Genomic DNA, 13,240 nt, shown 5'->3' with positions numbered 1-13,240 from the left:
GCGCCAGGTTCCCGCGCCAGTCTGGAAAACACCAAGTTTCCGAAAGGTTATTGTCCGACGCCGCCGAAAGCCTGCCGGATGGCCTGGGCCAGGTCGGCGCGCAGGTCCTCGACCGCTTCCAGTCCGATGGAAAAGCGCACCAGACTGCCGCGGGCGACGGCGGCGGGCCAGGCGGGTCGCATGGTCTCCAGTTCGTAGGGAACCACCAGGCTCATCGGCCCACCCCAGCTATAGCCCAGGCGGAAGCGCCGCAGGCTGTCGCAGAAGCGGTCTACCGCCGGCTGCGGAAAGGCCGGATCAACGATCACACTGAAAAGACCCGCCGCCGCGCCCGCCCCGCCGTCAGCGGCACACAGGGACCGCCAGGCACTGTGCCCGGGGGAGCCCTCCAGCGCCGGATGGAGCACCTGGACAAACGCTCTTTGTCCCTGGCACCAGGCCGCCAGCTCGCGCGCGGCGCGGTCATGCGCGTGGTAGCGCAGTGCGATGCTGGGCAAGGAACGCAGCACGGCCTCGGCGTCGTTGGCGCCAACGCCCAGACCCAGACGCATGTGGGTGAGTTTGATGCGCAGGTGCAAGGCCTCGTCGCGGGTGACCACACTCCCCATCAGCACATCGCCGCCGCCACTGGGGTACTTGGTCAGCGCCTGTACCGAAATGTCCACGCCCAGACCGTGCCCGTCCAGGTCAAAGGGCCGGAAGGCCAACCCGGCGCCCCAGGTGTTGTCCAGCGCCGTGGGAACGCCGCGCATGCGGCACTGGCGCACCAGTTCCGGCAGGTCGGGAAACTCCATCGTGACGGACCCGGGCGCTTCCAGCCAGACCAGTCGGGTGCGCTCCCCCAGCTTGGCCACCAGGTCAGCCGGATTCAAGGGGTCGTAGCCACGATAGGTGATGCCCCAGGCGGCCAGTTCGCCATCGGCCAGGGCCTTGTTCGGGCCGTAGGCGTTGTCGGGAATCAAGAGCTCGTCACCGGTCGCAAGCATGGACAAGGCCACGGTGGCGATGGCCGCCAGTCCGCTGGGTGCAAGCACACATTGCAGTCCGCCCTCCAGCGCGCTGAGGCGCTCTTCGAGCTGGAAGGTGGTGGGTGTCCCGTGCAACCCGTAGGTGTAGCCGTCCTTGCGTTTCCAGTTGCGCGCGCGCATGGCGGCGACGTTCGGGAAAATGACGGTCGACGCCTTGAATATCCCCGGTTGCGGCGCCGAAAAACCTTCGGGTGGGTTGTAGGGGTGGTGGATCAGCTGGGTGGACAGGTGCTCAGGCGTGGTGTTCATGCCCGGATGGTAGCTGCCCCCGCAACAAAACGGGAGCGCCAGCTCCCGTCCTTTTCAGTTCACCGCCCAAGCAGCGCTCAGAGCTGCCACTTCTCCAGCAGTTTTTCGGGCGACAGGCTGTCATAACCCTCGAAAGGCTGGTGAATCCAGGGATTGGTCGGCAGGAATTCCACCGAATAGTCCGCGGTGAAGGTCGACACCCCTTTGGTCCAGATGACGGCACTGCGCAGTTCCGTGATCGGCGCATAGTTGTTGCGCAGCGAGTCGATCACCGCGCGCAGTGTGTGGCCGGAATCGGCCAGGTCGTCGACCAGCAGGACCTTGCCGGCGATTTCCCCCTTGGGTGTGGTGATGTAGCGCGCAATGTCCAGATGGCCCTGAATCGTGCCCGCTTCGGCGCGGTAGGAGCTGGTGGACATGATGGCGAGCGGCTTGTCGAATATGCGCGACAGGATGTCACCCGGACGCATGCCACCACGGGCCAAGCACAGAATGGTGTCGAATTGCCAGCCTGACTGATAGACCTTGAGCGCGAGTTTTTCGATGAGGTTGTGATACTCGTCGTAACTCACGTAAAGGTGTTTGCCGTCTTCCGTCAACATGAATAGACTCCTGTTTTAATAGCGCTAGGTGACCATATCGCGCTGGGTATGGGCCAATTTTGGCAAAAATCAGTCTGCCAGGTAGGGGTGACGCAGCAAAATGGTGTGGTCACGGTCCGGACTGGTGGAAACGATGTGGATCGGCACCCCCGTGACCTGCTCGATGCGCTGCAGATACAGTCGCGCGTTGACCGGCAGCCGGTCGTAGTGCGTAATGCCCACTGTGGTGTCGGTCCAGCCCTCGATGGTTTCATAGACGGGCTTGCAGCGGGCGATGTCATCGGCGCCCATGGGCAGGATGTCGATCAGTTCACCGTCCAGTTCGTAGCCGGTGCACAGCTTGAGCTCCTTGAGCCCGTCGAGCACATCGAGTTTGGTGATGCACAGGCCCGACAGACCATTGACCTGGGCCGATCGCTTGAGCAACGCTGCGTCGAACCAGCCGCAGCGGCGGCTGCGACCGGTGGTGACACCTTTTTCTGCACCCACCGTGCTCATGTGCCAGCCGGGCGTTCCCTCTTTTTCCCACTCCAGCTCGGTCGGGAACGGGCCACCGCCCACCCGGGTGCAGTAGGCTTTGGTGATGCCCAATACATAGTGCAGCATGCCTGGGCCGACGCCTGAGCCCGCCGAAGCGTTGCCAGCCACGCAATTGCTTGAGGTCACGTACGGATAGGTGCCGTGGTCAACGTCCAGCAAGGTTCCCTGCGCCCCCTCAAACAGCAGATTGGCACCATGCTGGTGGGCCTCGTTCAGCTCGCGGGAAACATCGGCCATCATGGGCTTGAGCAATTCGGCCTGTTTCATGGCCTCGGCGTAGACCGGCTCGAACTGCACCCGACCGTCGGCCAGGTAAGGCTGCAGGGCATCGCCAAAAACGAACTGCCCCGACCCCAGAAAACTCGTCAGCACATGGTTGTGCAGTGCGAGCAGTTCGCGCAGCCTGGCCGCGAAGCGCTCGGGGTACTTCAGATCCTGCACGCGAAGTGCGCGCCGCGCGATCTTGTCTTCGTAGGCCGGGCCGATGCCGCGACCTGTGGTGCCGATCTTTTCGCTGCCGCCCTGCTCCCGGGCCGCTTCCCTGGCCACATCCAGCGCGGCGTGGAACGGCAAAATCAGCGGACACGCTTCGCTGATGCGCAGACGGGATCGAACTTCAACACCGGCCTTCTCCAGCCCGGCAATCTCTTCGAAAAGCTTGCCAACCGACAACACCACACCGTTGCCGATGTAGCACCTGACGCCCGGGCGCATGATGCCGCTGGGAATCAGGTGAAGGGCGGTCTTGACGCCGTTGATGACCAGGGTGTGGCCGGCATTGTGTCCGCCCTGGAAGCGCACGACGCCTTGCGCGCTTTCGGTCAGCCAATCCACCAGTTTGCCTTTGCCCTCGTCGCCCCACTGGGTGCCGACGACAACGACATTTCGTCCTTTGGTTGTTGTCATGAATTTCGTAGTTGAAGGGATGGTTCAGATGGCTTGGACGACCCACTGATCGGCCGCTTCGATCAGTTCGCGATCACAGTGGAATTCATCGGTTTCGTTCTCGTGTCCCGGCAGTACGCAAAGGACCGTTTCACCGCGCGAACGCAATGCGGCAACAGCCTTGCGCAGGTTCTCGCTGTCGCGCCATGGCGCACGAATCGCGGCACGGCGCGCCGGCACGGAGGCGACCGCAACCAACTGGCGCAGGTCGAGACTGAAGCCAACGGCAGGACGGTCGCGGTCAAGCTTGTGCCCAAATACCGCGCCAATACCGTCGTAGCGCCCCCCCCGCACCAGGGCGTCGGGTGCGCCGTCGGCATAAATCGCAAAGCGCGTGCCGCTGTAGTAGGCATAACCGCGCAGATCGGCCAGGTCAATACTGACACGGGCGCCCGCGGTGCGCTGCGCCAGCCAGGTCAGATCGTCCAGCGCCCGGCAAATCGCCGGCTGTGCGGGCAGCACTTTGCGGGCTTCGGCAAGAACCGCCGTATCGCCATACAGTTGCAGCAACGCCAAGAGAGCTTGACGGGCCTGGGGATCACAGCCGGCAGTCAGGGATGCAAGCGCCGCCCCATCTTTTGTCGCCAGAGCCAGGTGAATGTCGGCTTGTTGCGCGTCAGCGATCGGCTGGGCTGCCAGCAGGGATTGGACAATGCGAACGTCGGCCAGATCCAGGCTCAAGGACCCGACACCAGCGGCGGCCAGGCAGTCCAGCGCGAGCTGCTGGCTCTCCAGATCGGCCTCCAGGCCGGCGTGGCCATAGATTTCGGCGCCAAGCTGCAGGGGCTCGCGTGTCGCCTGCGGACCATCGGGCCGTGTGTGCAATACCGGGCCGCAGTAACACAAACGGGTCATGGCAGCGCGCCCGAGCAGGTGGGCATCGATACGGGCCACTTGCGGCGTGGTATCGGCGCGAATACCCAGTGAACGGCCGGAAAGCTGGTCTACAAGCTTGAAAGTACGCAAATCCAGTGCTTCGCCGGTGCCGGTAAGCAGTGAATCAAGGTGTTCGATGAGTGGGGGGATGACCAACTCGTAGCCGTATGAACGGGCAATGTCGAGCAGGTCGCGACGGAGATCTTCAATCCGGCGTGCCTCGGAAGGCAGGGCGTCGGCGATGTGGTCCGGCAAAAGCCAGGGGGACATGGGCAAGCAGCGCTGTTAAAAATGTCATTCTACCGGGCGGGGCCCTGTCTCAGAGCACCAGCCACAGCGCCAGGCAACCGGTCAGGAGGCACACCAGCCCCATGAAACGGATCTGGCCATCGCCGAGACCCTGGACCTGCTCAAACAGTCGCCGCCACCGCGCGGGTGCCACAAATGGCAGGAGGCCTTCGAACACCAGCATCAGGGCGAGGGCGGCCCAGAGGACCTGCCCGTCCAGATTCATGGCTTGCGGGGCGGTACCGCTGGCGCGGAATTCCCACCGGCGCCGCGCATGACCTTGAAAAACTCCGACGAGGGGTCCACAACCATCAGATCACTCTTCTTGTTGAAACTTGCCTTGTAGGCTTCCAGGCTTCGGTAGAACTGGGCAAACTGCGGGTCGCGGCCAAACGCCTCTGCGTAAATCCGGGCGGCCTCGGCGTCTCCTTCGCCTTTGACCTTCTGGGCATCCCGGTACGCATTGGCGATGGTCACTTCGCGCTGACGGTCGGCATCGGCACGAATCTTTTCGCCCTCTGCCCCCCCGGTGGATCGCAGTTCATTGGCCACACGTTTGCGTTCCGCTTCCATGCGACGGTAGACGGATTCGGTGATGGCATCCACATAATCGACGCGCGTGATACGGACATCGACAATGTCAACGCCCCAGGGCTTGGCACCCATCACCACCTCCAGAACCTCGCGCTTGACATCCGCCATCAGGGCCTCGCGTTTGAGTGACAGCAGGTCCTTCACGGTCCGCTTGTTGATCTCCTCCTGGAAGGCATTGCGTACCACTTGGTTGAGCCGATTGGCGCCGACTTTCTCATCGAGACCGACGTTGCGGATGTAGGCCTGCGGATCACTGATTCGCCAACGCACGTACCAGTCAATGACCACACGCTGCTTTTCCGCCGTGAGCATCGGCTCGGTATCCGCGCTATCCAGCGTGAGAAGACGTTTGTCGATATAGGAAACATTCTGGAACGGCGGCGGCAATTTGATGTTCAGGCCGGGTTCAGTGATGACTTCCTTGATCTGACCCAAGGCGTAGACAACGCCGAATTGGCGCTGATCGACGACGAAAAGCATCGAGCTGAGCAGTGCAAGGCCCACCAGAAGGCCGGAGACAATAAAACCGATTCGATTCATGGTGCCCTCTTCTCCTCAACGGTTTTCGCGCTCACGACTGCGCGCCGTGTCGCGGGAGCGCGCGTCGCCCGAGGGAGTCGCTGGTGCGGTCGTCTGGGCCGGTGGGTTGCTGCCACCAGGCGCCGCCGCGGGGCTGGCCGCGATGGCCGACTCTGTGGTCGTTGTACTCATTTGCATGATTTTTTCCAGAGGCAGATACAGCAGATTGGAGCCCTGTCGGCTTTCAATCATGACTTTTGTGACGTTGCCATACATCTGCTGCATGCTTTCCAAGTAGAGGCGGTCGCGCGTAACCTGCGGCGCCTTTTGATACTCCGTCAGGATGGCCCGGAACCGCTGCGCATCACCTTGAGCCTGGGCCACGATCCGCGACTTGTAGGCTTCGGCCTCTTCCTTCAGTCGAGACGCGGAGCCGACGGCGCGGGGAATGACATCGTTGGCATAGGCTTCAGCCTCATTCTTGGCACGTTCGCGCTCCTGACCGGCCTTGAGCACGTCATCGAACGCAGCCTGCACCTGTTCGGGTGGCCGCACCCCACCTTGCTGGAGGTTGATTCCGACGACTTCGATTCCGACTTTGTATCGATCCAGGATAGCTTGCATCAACTGGCGGACCCGGGGGGCGATCTGGTCACGTTCTTCAGCGAGCGCTGAATCCATTTTCATCTTTCCGACTACCTCACGCACGGCCGTTTCAGCGGCCTGGACGACCGCCTCGGTCGGGTTTCGGCTTTCGAAAAGGAACGCGCGCGCATCGTTGAGACGATATTGCACGGCAAATTTGATTTCGACGATATTTTCATCTTCAGTCAGCATCGCCGATTCGCGCAGCCCCGTTGCCTTGATTACGGTGTCTCGACCGACATCCAGCGAGCGGATCTGGGTGACAAAAACCAGCTCATGGCGTTCGATCGGGTACGGCAGCCGCCAGTTGAAACCGGCGCCCACTGTGGATTTGTATTTGCCGAACTGGGTGATGACAGCTTGCTGGCCTTCCTGCACGATGAAGAAACCGGTGCCGAGCCAGATCAATGCGGCAACGCCGGCGATCAACCCCACGCCGATGCCTGCGCTCTTCATGTCCGGCTGGAAACCACCCCCACCGCCCCCGCCTGGAGGTGGGGGATTGGCACGACCAGGTACCCGACCACCGGAACGATTGCCACCGAACAATCCCCCGAGTTTGCGATTGAAGTCGCGCCACAACTCGTCCAGATCAGGAGGGCCACTGTTCCCGCCTTGGGTCGGACGGCGTGGGTCAGACGACTGAGGCGGCTCTTGCGCGGGCGATGGTGCTTCCGGCTTGTCGTTCGGACGCTCGCCATCGGCCTTGTCGTCGCCACGTCCCCACCGGGGATCGTTGAGGTTGAACATGCCTCGAATGCGGCCTTGGAGGACCGCCCATCGGGAGTGAAGCGGGATTGTCATTGATTTCGATCGTTTCAGCGAAGGCCTGATTGTGCCCAATCAGGAGGTAGGTGCATCCGCCTCGGCACGGCATTCCGTCCCAGCAGCAGTGGAATAGGACCGGAGCACAGCGTCCGCGAGAGACTGGCGCAACAGACTCAATCCCTCACCGCTGGAAGCACTGAGATAGATTCTGGGCACCGGAACTCCATCCAGTTCATAGAGATCCTGAAGCAGGATTGGACGCCTGTCGGACGCAATGGCATCGAGTTTGTTGAAAACGAGTATTTGCGGCACCGAGCCTGCGCCAATCTCCCGCAGAACCCGCTGAACCTGAGCAATCTGCTGCATGAAGTCGGGACTTGCGGCATCAACAACGTGCAAGAGGAGATCGGCATCCGCTGCTTCCTGCAAAGTTGCAGCAAACGCTTCGATCAGGCCGTGCGGGAGATCACGGATGAACCCCACTGTGTCGGAAAGAGATACGGAACGGCCCGCCTCGACGATGAACAGATTTCGCGTTGTCGTGTCAAGCGTCGCAAACAACTGGTCTGCCGCGTAGGCCCGGGCTTTGACCAGGGCATTGAACAGCGTGGACTTTCCGGCATTGGTGTAACCCACCAGAGAAACGCCGAAGACATCCCGACGGTTGCGCTGCCGACGCTGCGTAGCACGCTGACGCTTGACTTTCTCGAGACGTTCACGGGTACGCCGGATGGCGTCGCCAATCATGCGCCGATCAAGTTCGATCTGGGTCTCCCCCGGCCCACCCCGGGTTCCGATGCCCCCCTGCTGGCGCTCAAGGTGAGACCATCGGCGCACAAGTCGCGTGCTGACGTATTGCAATCGCGCAAGTTCAACTTGCAATTTGCCCTCGTGGCTTCGGGCGCGCTGGGCGAATATCTCCAGAATAAGCAGCGTTCGATCGTTTACGGGCAGACCGATATGCCGCTCGAGATTGCGTTGCTGCGCGGGACTGAGGGTCTGATCAAAAAGTACTTCGTGCGCGCCCTCCATCTGGGCGAGCAACCGAAGTTCGTCGGCCTTTCCGGAACCGACAAACAGGGCCGCGTCAGGCGCCCGACGTTTGCAGACAAGGCGCGCGACGGGCTCCATCCCCGCGGTGCCAGCCAGAAGACCCAGTTCAACCAAGCCCATATCGAAATGATCCTGGCCCAGATCGACTCCGACCAGTATGACCTTCGGAGGACTCACAGATCAAGCGGGCGCTTCATACCCAAATTTCGGACGCGGGGTGAACGACCACATCTTGAAATGAACGGGCCGCGCGATCGGGGTCGTGTCAAGTTGCAGCGGATTCAGGGGTGTCGGCAACCGTGAAGTTGACTGCCCGACCGGGCACGATGGTGGAAATCGCGTGCTTGTAAACCATCTGCGTTACGGTATTTCTGAGAAGCACGACGTACTGGTCGAAAGATTCAATCTGGCCCTGCAGCTTGATGCCGTTGACCAGATAGATCGATACCGGTACGTGCTCCCGACGCAGAATGTTCAGGAACGGGTCTTGCAGAAGTTGCCCTTTATTGCTCACGATATTCTCCGTGTTCAAGTAGTTACTAAGCGGTCGACCTTACCACAGGCAGCATTCCTTGGCGGACAAAAGGCTGCTTACTGAAGCGGAAAGCGCCGATTCGGCGCTATTTTTCGGCGTACGGGTTGACAGTTGTCTTCATTTCAATCCGCAGCGGTGTACCAACCAGGTTGAATTCCTTGCGAAATCGGCCTTCCAGGAAGCGCTTGTAGGCTTCCGGAACGTGTTCCAGCGAGTTTCCGTGGATCACAATGACCGGTGGATTCATTCCCCCTTGGTGGGCGTATCTCAGTTTAGGGCGGAACATGCCGACTTTTTTCGGACTTTGGAACTGAACTGCCTCCAGTAGCAGGCGTGTCAGCACCGGAGTTGGCATCTTGCACATCGCTGCCCGGTAGGCGTCGAGTATCGACTTCCATAGTGGTCCGAGTCCTTGCCGCTTACGGGCCGAGATGAAATGTACCGACGCAAAGCGCAGAAAGGCCAGGCGCTGCTCGATAGATCGCTGCAGCAGGTTGCGGTGGTAGTCGTCGACGGCGTCCCATTTGTTGACCGCAAGAACAACCGCGCGCCCGCTCTCTAGCGCATAACCGGCGATATGCGCATCCTGGTCAGTGACGCCTTGCGTCGCATCCAGCAGCAACAGGACAACATGCGCTGACTCGATGGCCTGCAGGGTCTTTACCACCGAAAACTTTTCAATAGCCTCAAAGACTTTTCCCCTGCGCCGCAAACCTGCGGTATCTACGAGTTCGAATTGCTGTCCGTCACGCTCGAACGGAACACGGATCGCATCACGGGTCGTCCCTGGCATGTCAAAGGCAATCAATCGCTCCTCGCCAAGCCATGTATTGATCAGAGTTGATTTGCCAACATTCGGGCGACCGGCTACTGCGAGTTTGATAGCTGCAACATCGGAGTTGGCTTCTTCGTCTTCGGCGGGTTCCAGCGGAACCTGGTCCAAGGCCGTTTCGAGCAAACTGCGAATGCCTTGGCCGTGTGCCGCCGAAACAGGAATTACCGCCCCGAGCCCCAGTTCGAAGAACTCGGCGGTATGCGCTCCTTCTTGCATACCCTCTGACTTGTTGGCAACCAGTAGGGTCGGTTTGCCCAACTTGCGAAGATATCGTCCGATCTCGTGATCCTGCGCCGACAGACCTTGGCGGGCATCCACCACAAAAACCACAACATCTGCTTCGGCGATCGCCTGCCGGGTCTGGCGCGCCATTTCCCGAAAAATGCCATCGGCCGATTCCGGTTCTATGCCCCCGGTATCAACGACAATGAATTCCCGCTTCCCAAGACGTCCGTTGCCGTAATGCCGGTCACGCGTGAGCCCGGCAAAATCGGCAACGATTGCGTCCCGCGATTTGGTGAGCCGGTTGAACAAGGTCGATTTGCCAACATTTGGTCGGCCAACAATAGCAAGAACCGGCTTCACTGGGGCTTCGAGTCTATTACTGGGGGCGGAACCCGAAGACGCCGCCATTGCGAGTTACGACTACAAGGGTCTCGCCTACACGCAAAGGGGCTACCACAATCGGGCTGCCGTCCGTCGAAAGGCGGTTCAGGAGTGTTCCGTCGTCACGTGACAAGAAATGGACCATGCCCGCGCTATCGCCAACAACCACCGATCGACCGAGAGCCAACGGTGCGGTCAGCCCACGGTGCTTCAGTCGATCGACGCTCCACAGTCTCTCGCCGCTCTGCCGCCGCCAGGCGATGACCCGTCCGTCGCTCTCCGTTCCGAACAGAGTTGTGTCATTTCCGTGAATCCCGGCAAAACCCGTTGCGGATCGGGTCCATTGAACATTGCCACGGCTGGCGTCAACACAGCCGATCGCTGTCTGGAAGGCTCGCACACAGATCGAGTTGCCTTCGCGACTGAACGGACCGACCAGATCGACGAGCCGTTCAATATCATTGGTGCCGCGCGGGCTCGCGATCGGGGCCTCCCATCGGGTGGAACCGTTGCTGGGATTCAGTCCAATGAGGCGCCCTGAGAAACCGGTTACCAGCGTGTCACCAACCGCAGTAAGTACGCCGGGTTGGCGTAACAGCAACGGATCTCCTGGCCTGGCGATCGACCAAAGTCGATGTCCGCTGGCCGCATCGTATGCCGAGGCAGTGCGGTCGCCAGCGAGGACAAAGACACGCCCGCCCGCTACCAGTGGCGCGGTGACGACCTGGGACGACAATCTTTGCCGCCAGAGTTCCTTTCCCGCCTCGAAAACCACCAGTTGATTTTGCCGTGTCACCAGGGCTGCGATTCGTCCGTCGCTGCCGACACCAGCAGAGACAGGCTCACCCGCCCCGCCCTTCCAAATAGCGTTACCAGTGTCTGGGTCAAGCGCGGCTACGCTCCCATCTGAACCAGCAATGACCAGCCGACCGCCGACCGCAATCGGACTCATGGGAGTCTGGATTTCCGCAGTTCGCGTGGTCCATATCTGACGCACACCCAACAAGGAGACTGCAGCTTCCAGTTCGGTCGGTTTGGGTTTTTCGGGCCCGGATGAGCAGGCGCCAATAAGCGCAACCAATGCCAGTGCGCCAACACGCGCCCAAAGAAGCGGCGGGTATTCGCCGTTGACTGAATAGGTCATGGGGTTTTCCCGGGGGGCTTTTCGTTGATCGCAGAACTCGAAGCGCCACCTGCCGCGCCCAGTTTCACTTCAACAATTCGACGGTAGTCGGAATCCTTGTCCATCAGCGCGAGGGCACGCTGATACTCTGTTATGGCCTCGGCTTGCTTACCCGTAAGAGCGAAAAGATCGCCTTTTCGGTCCGCCACCAGGGGGGCAAACTCTTTCGGGACTTCTTCGGTCAAGAGCTTCATCGCGGCGTCATAGGCCTTCCTGTCCACCATCAGGCTGGAAAGGCGAAGCCTTGCAATGCTCCGGTAGGCGGGGTCCGAGGCGCTTTCTGCAAGCCATGAAAGAGCCGCTTCCGCCCCGTCAGCCTTTCCTGAATCAAGAAGAGCCTTCGACGTCAGCAAGGCAGCCTGCTGTGCATAGGTTGTCTTGCCGAAGCGTTCTTTCATATCGGCAAAGGCGCGTTCAAGACGGACAACATCATTGGCACGTGCCGCCTTTTCCACCTCGTCGTACATTGCGGCCGATTGGGTCGCTTGCGAGCGCTGCCAATAATTGAAACCGTTCCACGCGGCAATCGCACCGAACACAACAATCAGGACCCACGTAATCAGATTGCCGTAGGTTTTCCAGAAATGCTTGAGCTGGTCAATTTGTTCCTGTTCTTCGAGGTCGAGATGCTTGGCCATTAGAGATTCGTTGGAGAGGGAGACTGGGATTGTAGGGTTGCCGCCCATGCTGGAAGCTGGTCCAGCATCCAGGTGCTTTGCTGTCCCACGCCGTCACGCAAACTCTTGATTGCAACCGATCCTCGCGCAAGCTCTTCAGCGCCGAAGATCAGTGCGTAGGAAGCGCCAGAGTTGTCGGCTTTCTTGAACTGGGATTTCATGCTGCCAAGGCCCGACGCCGATCCCGCGTGCATCTGAATGCTAAGTCCAAGTTCGCGCAGTTGCTGCAGGACCTTCATCGCGACAGGAAATGCAGCAGCGTCAGGAACAATTGCAAAAGCAGCAGGCAGCGGTTCATCCAGAGTGCGACCCGATTCCTTCATCAAGGAAAGAATTCGCTCCACACCCAGCGCCCAGCCCACAGCCGGAGCAGATTTACCACCAACCTGCGCTATCAGGTCGTCATAGCGTCCACCGGCACACACGGTTCCTTGGGCTCCCAACCGGTCTGTCACGAACTCGAAAACGCTTAGGTTGTAGTAGTCCAGCCCCCGTACGAGACGATGGTTGAGCGTGTAGGCAACGCCATTGGCGTCAAGAATATCCGTGAGCGCTTGGAAATGGGCCTTTGAGGCTGCACCAAGGAAGTCAAAAAGTCGCGGTGCCGACGCCAGGACTGGGGCAAGCTGCGAGTTCTTGGAATCCAGTATCCGCAACGGGTTAGTGTAGAGGCGTCGGCATGCGTCCTCATCCAACGCATCGCGATGCCTTTCGAGATATCCAATCAATGCATCACGGTAGGTCGCGCGTTCGGACGCTTGACCGAGACTGTTGAGCTCCAGCCTGACATCGTGCAACCCCAACTTACGCCACAGTGCGGATGCGAGTAGGATCAATTCGGCGTCTACCTCTGGACCGCTGTATCCCAGGACTTCGGCGCCAATCTGGTGAAATTGTCGATATCGACCTCGCTGAGGCCGCTCATGCCGAAACATCGGACCCATGTAGTACAGACGCCGGCCACCTTCATGCAATAAAGAATGTTCAATCACCGATCGGACGACACTGGCAGTATTTTCGGGCCTGAGCGTCAAGGCCTCGCCATTAAGGCGGTCTTCGAAGGAATACATTTCCTTCTCGACAATATCGGTGACCTCGCCAATGCCCCTTACAAATAGCTGCGTATGCTCCAGTATCGGGGTGCGTATATTGCGATAGGCGTACTGTCGCATCAGGCTGCGGACGACCTCTTCGAGCCATTCCCATTCGAAGGACTCGTCGGGAAGAATGTCATTCATCCCTTTCACACCTGCCAATTTTTTCATCGACGGGTGGGGGTTGGGTTGATCATTCATTT

Annotated in this window: 13 protein-coding genes; all 13 read right to left on the bottom strand. The window is 60.1% G+C overall.

Annotation, left to right across the window (positions count from 1 at the left end; all coding sequences use genetic code 11):
- Positions 1 to 47: 47 nt before the first annotated feature.
- The 13 genes from AC2EBU_RS02825 to hisS all read right to left on the bottom strand — a co-directional run bounded on the left by AC2EBU_RS02825 (position 48) and on the right by hisS (position 13,238).
- Positions 48 to 1,277 (bottom strand): PLP-dependent transferase, encoded by a 1,230-nt coding sequence (locus AC2EBU_RS02825; protein ID WP_484608865.1) that lies wholly within the window; start codon positions 1,275 to 1,277, stop codon positions 48 to 50.
- Positions 1,278 to 1,354: 77 nt separating this feature from the next.
- Positions 1,355 to 1,879 carry a phosphoribosyltransferase gene (locus AC2EBU_RS02820; RefSeq protein ID WP_484608864.1) on the bottom strand — a complete coding sequence of 175 codons (525 nt, stop codon included), beginning with the start codon at positions 1,877 to 1,879 and terminating at the stop codon, positions 1,355 to 1,357.
- Between the two features lie 69 nt (positions 1,880 to 1,948).
- Complete coding sequence (locus AC2EBU_RS02815; RefSeq protein WP_484608863.1) at positions 1,949 to 3,325, bottom strand: adenylosuccinate synthase; 1,377 nt, start codon at positions 3,323 to 3,325, stop codon at positions 1,949 to 1,951.
- A gap of 24 nt (positions 3,326 to 3,349) precedes the next feature.
- Positions 3,350 to 4,510, bottom strand: coding sequence for an ATP phosphoribosyltransferase regulatory subunit (locus AC2EBU_RS02810; protein ID WP_484608862.1), 1,161 nt, complete (start codon positions 4,508 to 4,510; stop codon positions 3,350 to 3,352).
- Positions 4,511 to 4,559: 49 nt separating this feature from the next.
- Entirely contained in the window at positions 4,560 to 4,754 is a 195-nt protein-coding gene (locus AC2EBU_RS02805) for a DUF2065 domain-containing protein (protein WP_484608861.1), read from the bottom strand.
- Positions 4,751 to 5,662: a protease modulator HflC gene (gene hflC / locus AC2EBU_RS02800; protein ID WP_484608860.1), complete on the bottom strand. Its 912-nt coding sequence runs from the start codon at positions 5,660 to 5,662 to the stop codon at positions 4,751 to 4,753. The genes AC2EBU_RS02805 and hflC overlap by 4 nt, the downstream gene beginning before the upstream one ends.
- A 15-nt stretch (positions 5,663 to 5,677) precedes the next feature.
- Positions 5,678 to 7,036 (bottom strand): FtsH protease activity modulator HflK, encoded by a 1,359-nt coding sequence (hflK, locus tag AC2EBU_RS02795; protein ID WP_484608859.1) that lies wholly within the window; start codon positions 7,034 to 7,036, stop codon positions 5,678 to 5,680.
- 93 nt (positions 7,037 to 7,129) lie between these two features.
- A complete protein-coding gene (gene hflX / locus AC2EBU_RS02790; protein ID WP_484608858.1) occupies positions 7,130 to 8,284 on the bottom strand; it encodes a GTPase HflX in 1,155 nt (384 codons plus the stop codon).
- 88 nt (positions 8,285 to 8,372) lie between these two features.
- The gene (gene hfq / locus AC2EBU_RS02785) at positions 8,373 to 8,621 is read right to left on the bottom strand and encodes an RNA chaperone Hfq (protein ID WP_484608857.1); all 249 of its coding nucleotides are present in this window, start codon (positions 8,619 to 8,621) and stop codon (positions 8,373 to 8,375) included.
- Between the two features lie 106 nt (positions 8,622 to 8,727).
- Positions 8,728 to 10,062: a ribosome biogenesis GTPase Der gene (gene der, locus AC2EBU_RS02780; protein WP_484608856.1), complete on the bottom strand. Its 1,335-nt coding sequence runs from the start codon at positions 10,060 to 10,062 to the stop codon at positions 8,728 to 8,730.
- Between the two features lie 16 nt (positions 10,063 to 10,078).
- Positions 10,079 to 11,227: an outer membrane protein assembly factor BamB gene (bamB, locus tag AC2EBU_RS02775; RefSeq protein WP_484608855.1), complete on the bottom strand. Its 1,149-nt coding sequence runs from the start codon at positions 11,225 to 11,227 to the stop codon at positions 10,079 to 10,081.
- Entirely contained in the window at positions 11,224 to 11,904 is a 681-nt protein-coding gene (locus tag AC2EBU_RS02770; RefSeq protein ID WP_484608854.1) for a YfgM family protein, read from the bottom strand. The genes bamB and AC2EBU_RS02770 overlap by 4 nt, the downstream gene beginning before the upstream one ends.
- Positions 11,904 to 13,238 carry a histidine--tRNA ligase gene (gene hisS / locus AC2EBU_RS02765; protein ID WP_484608853.1) on the bottom strand — a complete coding sequence of 445 codons (1,335 nt, stop codon included), beginning with the start codon at positions 13,236 to 13,238 and terminating at the stop codon, positions 11,904 to 11,906. The genes AC2EBU_RS02770 and hisS overlap by 1 nt, the downstream gene beginning before the upstream one ends.
- Between the last annotated feature and the right edge of the window lie 2 nt (positions 13,239 to 13,240).

The organism is Curvibacter sp. T50, assembly GCF_057219955.1.
Note: the sequence above shows the minus strand (reverse complement) of the source record. Positions and strands in the feature narration are given on the sequence as shown.

Excerpts from the sequence above, each read along its gene's own strand:
- AC2EBU_RS02825 (WP_484608865.1), bottom strand. The coding sequence starts at position 1,277 with ATGAACACCACGCCTGAGCACCTGTCCACCCAGCTGATCCACCACCCC.
- AC2EBU_RS02820 (WP_484608864.1), bottom strand. The coding sequence starts at position 1,879 with ATGTTGACGGAAGACGGCAAACACCTTTACGTGAGTTACGACGAGTAT.
- hflK (WP_484608859.1), bottom strand. The coding sequence starts at position 7,036 with ATGTTCAACCTCAACGATCCCCGGTGGGGACGTGGCGACGACAAGGCC.
- AC2EBU_RS02770 (WP_484608854.1), bottom strand. The coding sequence starts at position 11,904 with ATGGCCAAGCATCTCGACCTCGAAGAACAGGAACAAATTGACCAGCTC.
- hflC (WP_484608860.1), bottom strand. The coding sequence starts at position 5,662 with ATGAATCGAATCGGTTTTATTGTCTCCGGCCTTCTGGTGGGCCTTGCA.
- bamB (WP_484608855.1), bottom strand. The coding sequence starts at position 11,227 with ATGACCTATTCAGTCAACGGCGAATACCCGCCGCTTCTTTGGGCGCGT.
- AC2EBU_RS02815 (WP_484608863.1), bottom strand. The coding sequence starts at position 3,325 with ATGACAACAACCAAAGGACGAAATGTCGTTGTCGTCGGCACCCAGTGG.
- AC2EBU_RS02805 (WP_484608861.1), bottom strand. The coding sequence starts at position 4,754 with ATGAATCTGGACGGGCAGGTCCTCTGGGCCGCCCTCGCCCTGATGCTG.
- hisS (WP_484608853.1), bottom strand. The coding sequence starts at position 13,238 with ATGAATGATCAACCCAACCCCCACCCGTCGATGAAAAAATTGGCAGGT.
- AC2EBU_RS02810 (WP_484608862.1), bottom strand. The coding sequence starts at position 4,510 with ATGTCCCCCTGGCTTTTGCCGGACCACATCGCCGACGCCCTGCCTTCC.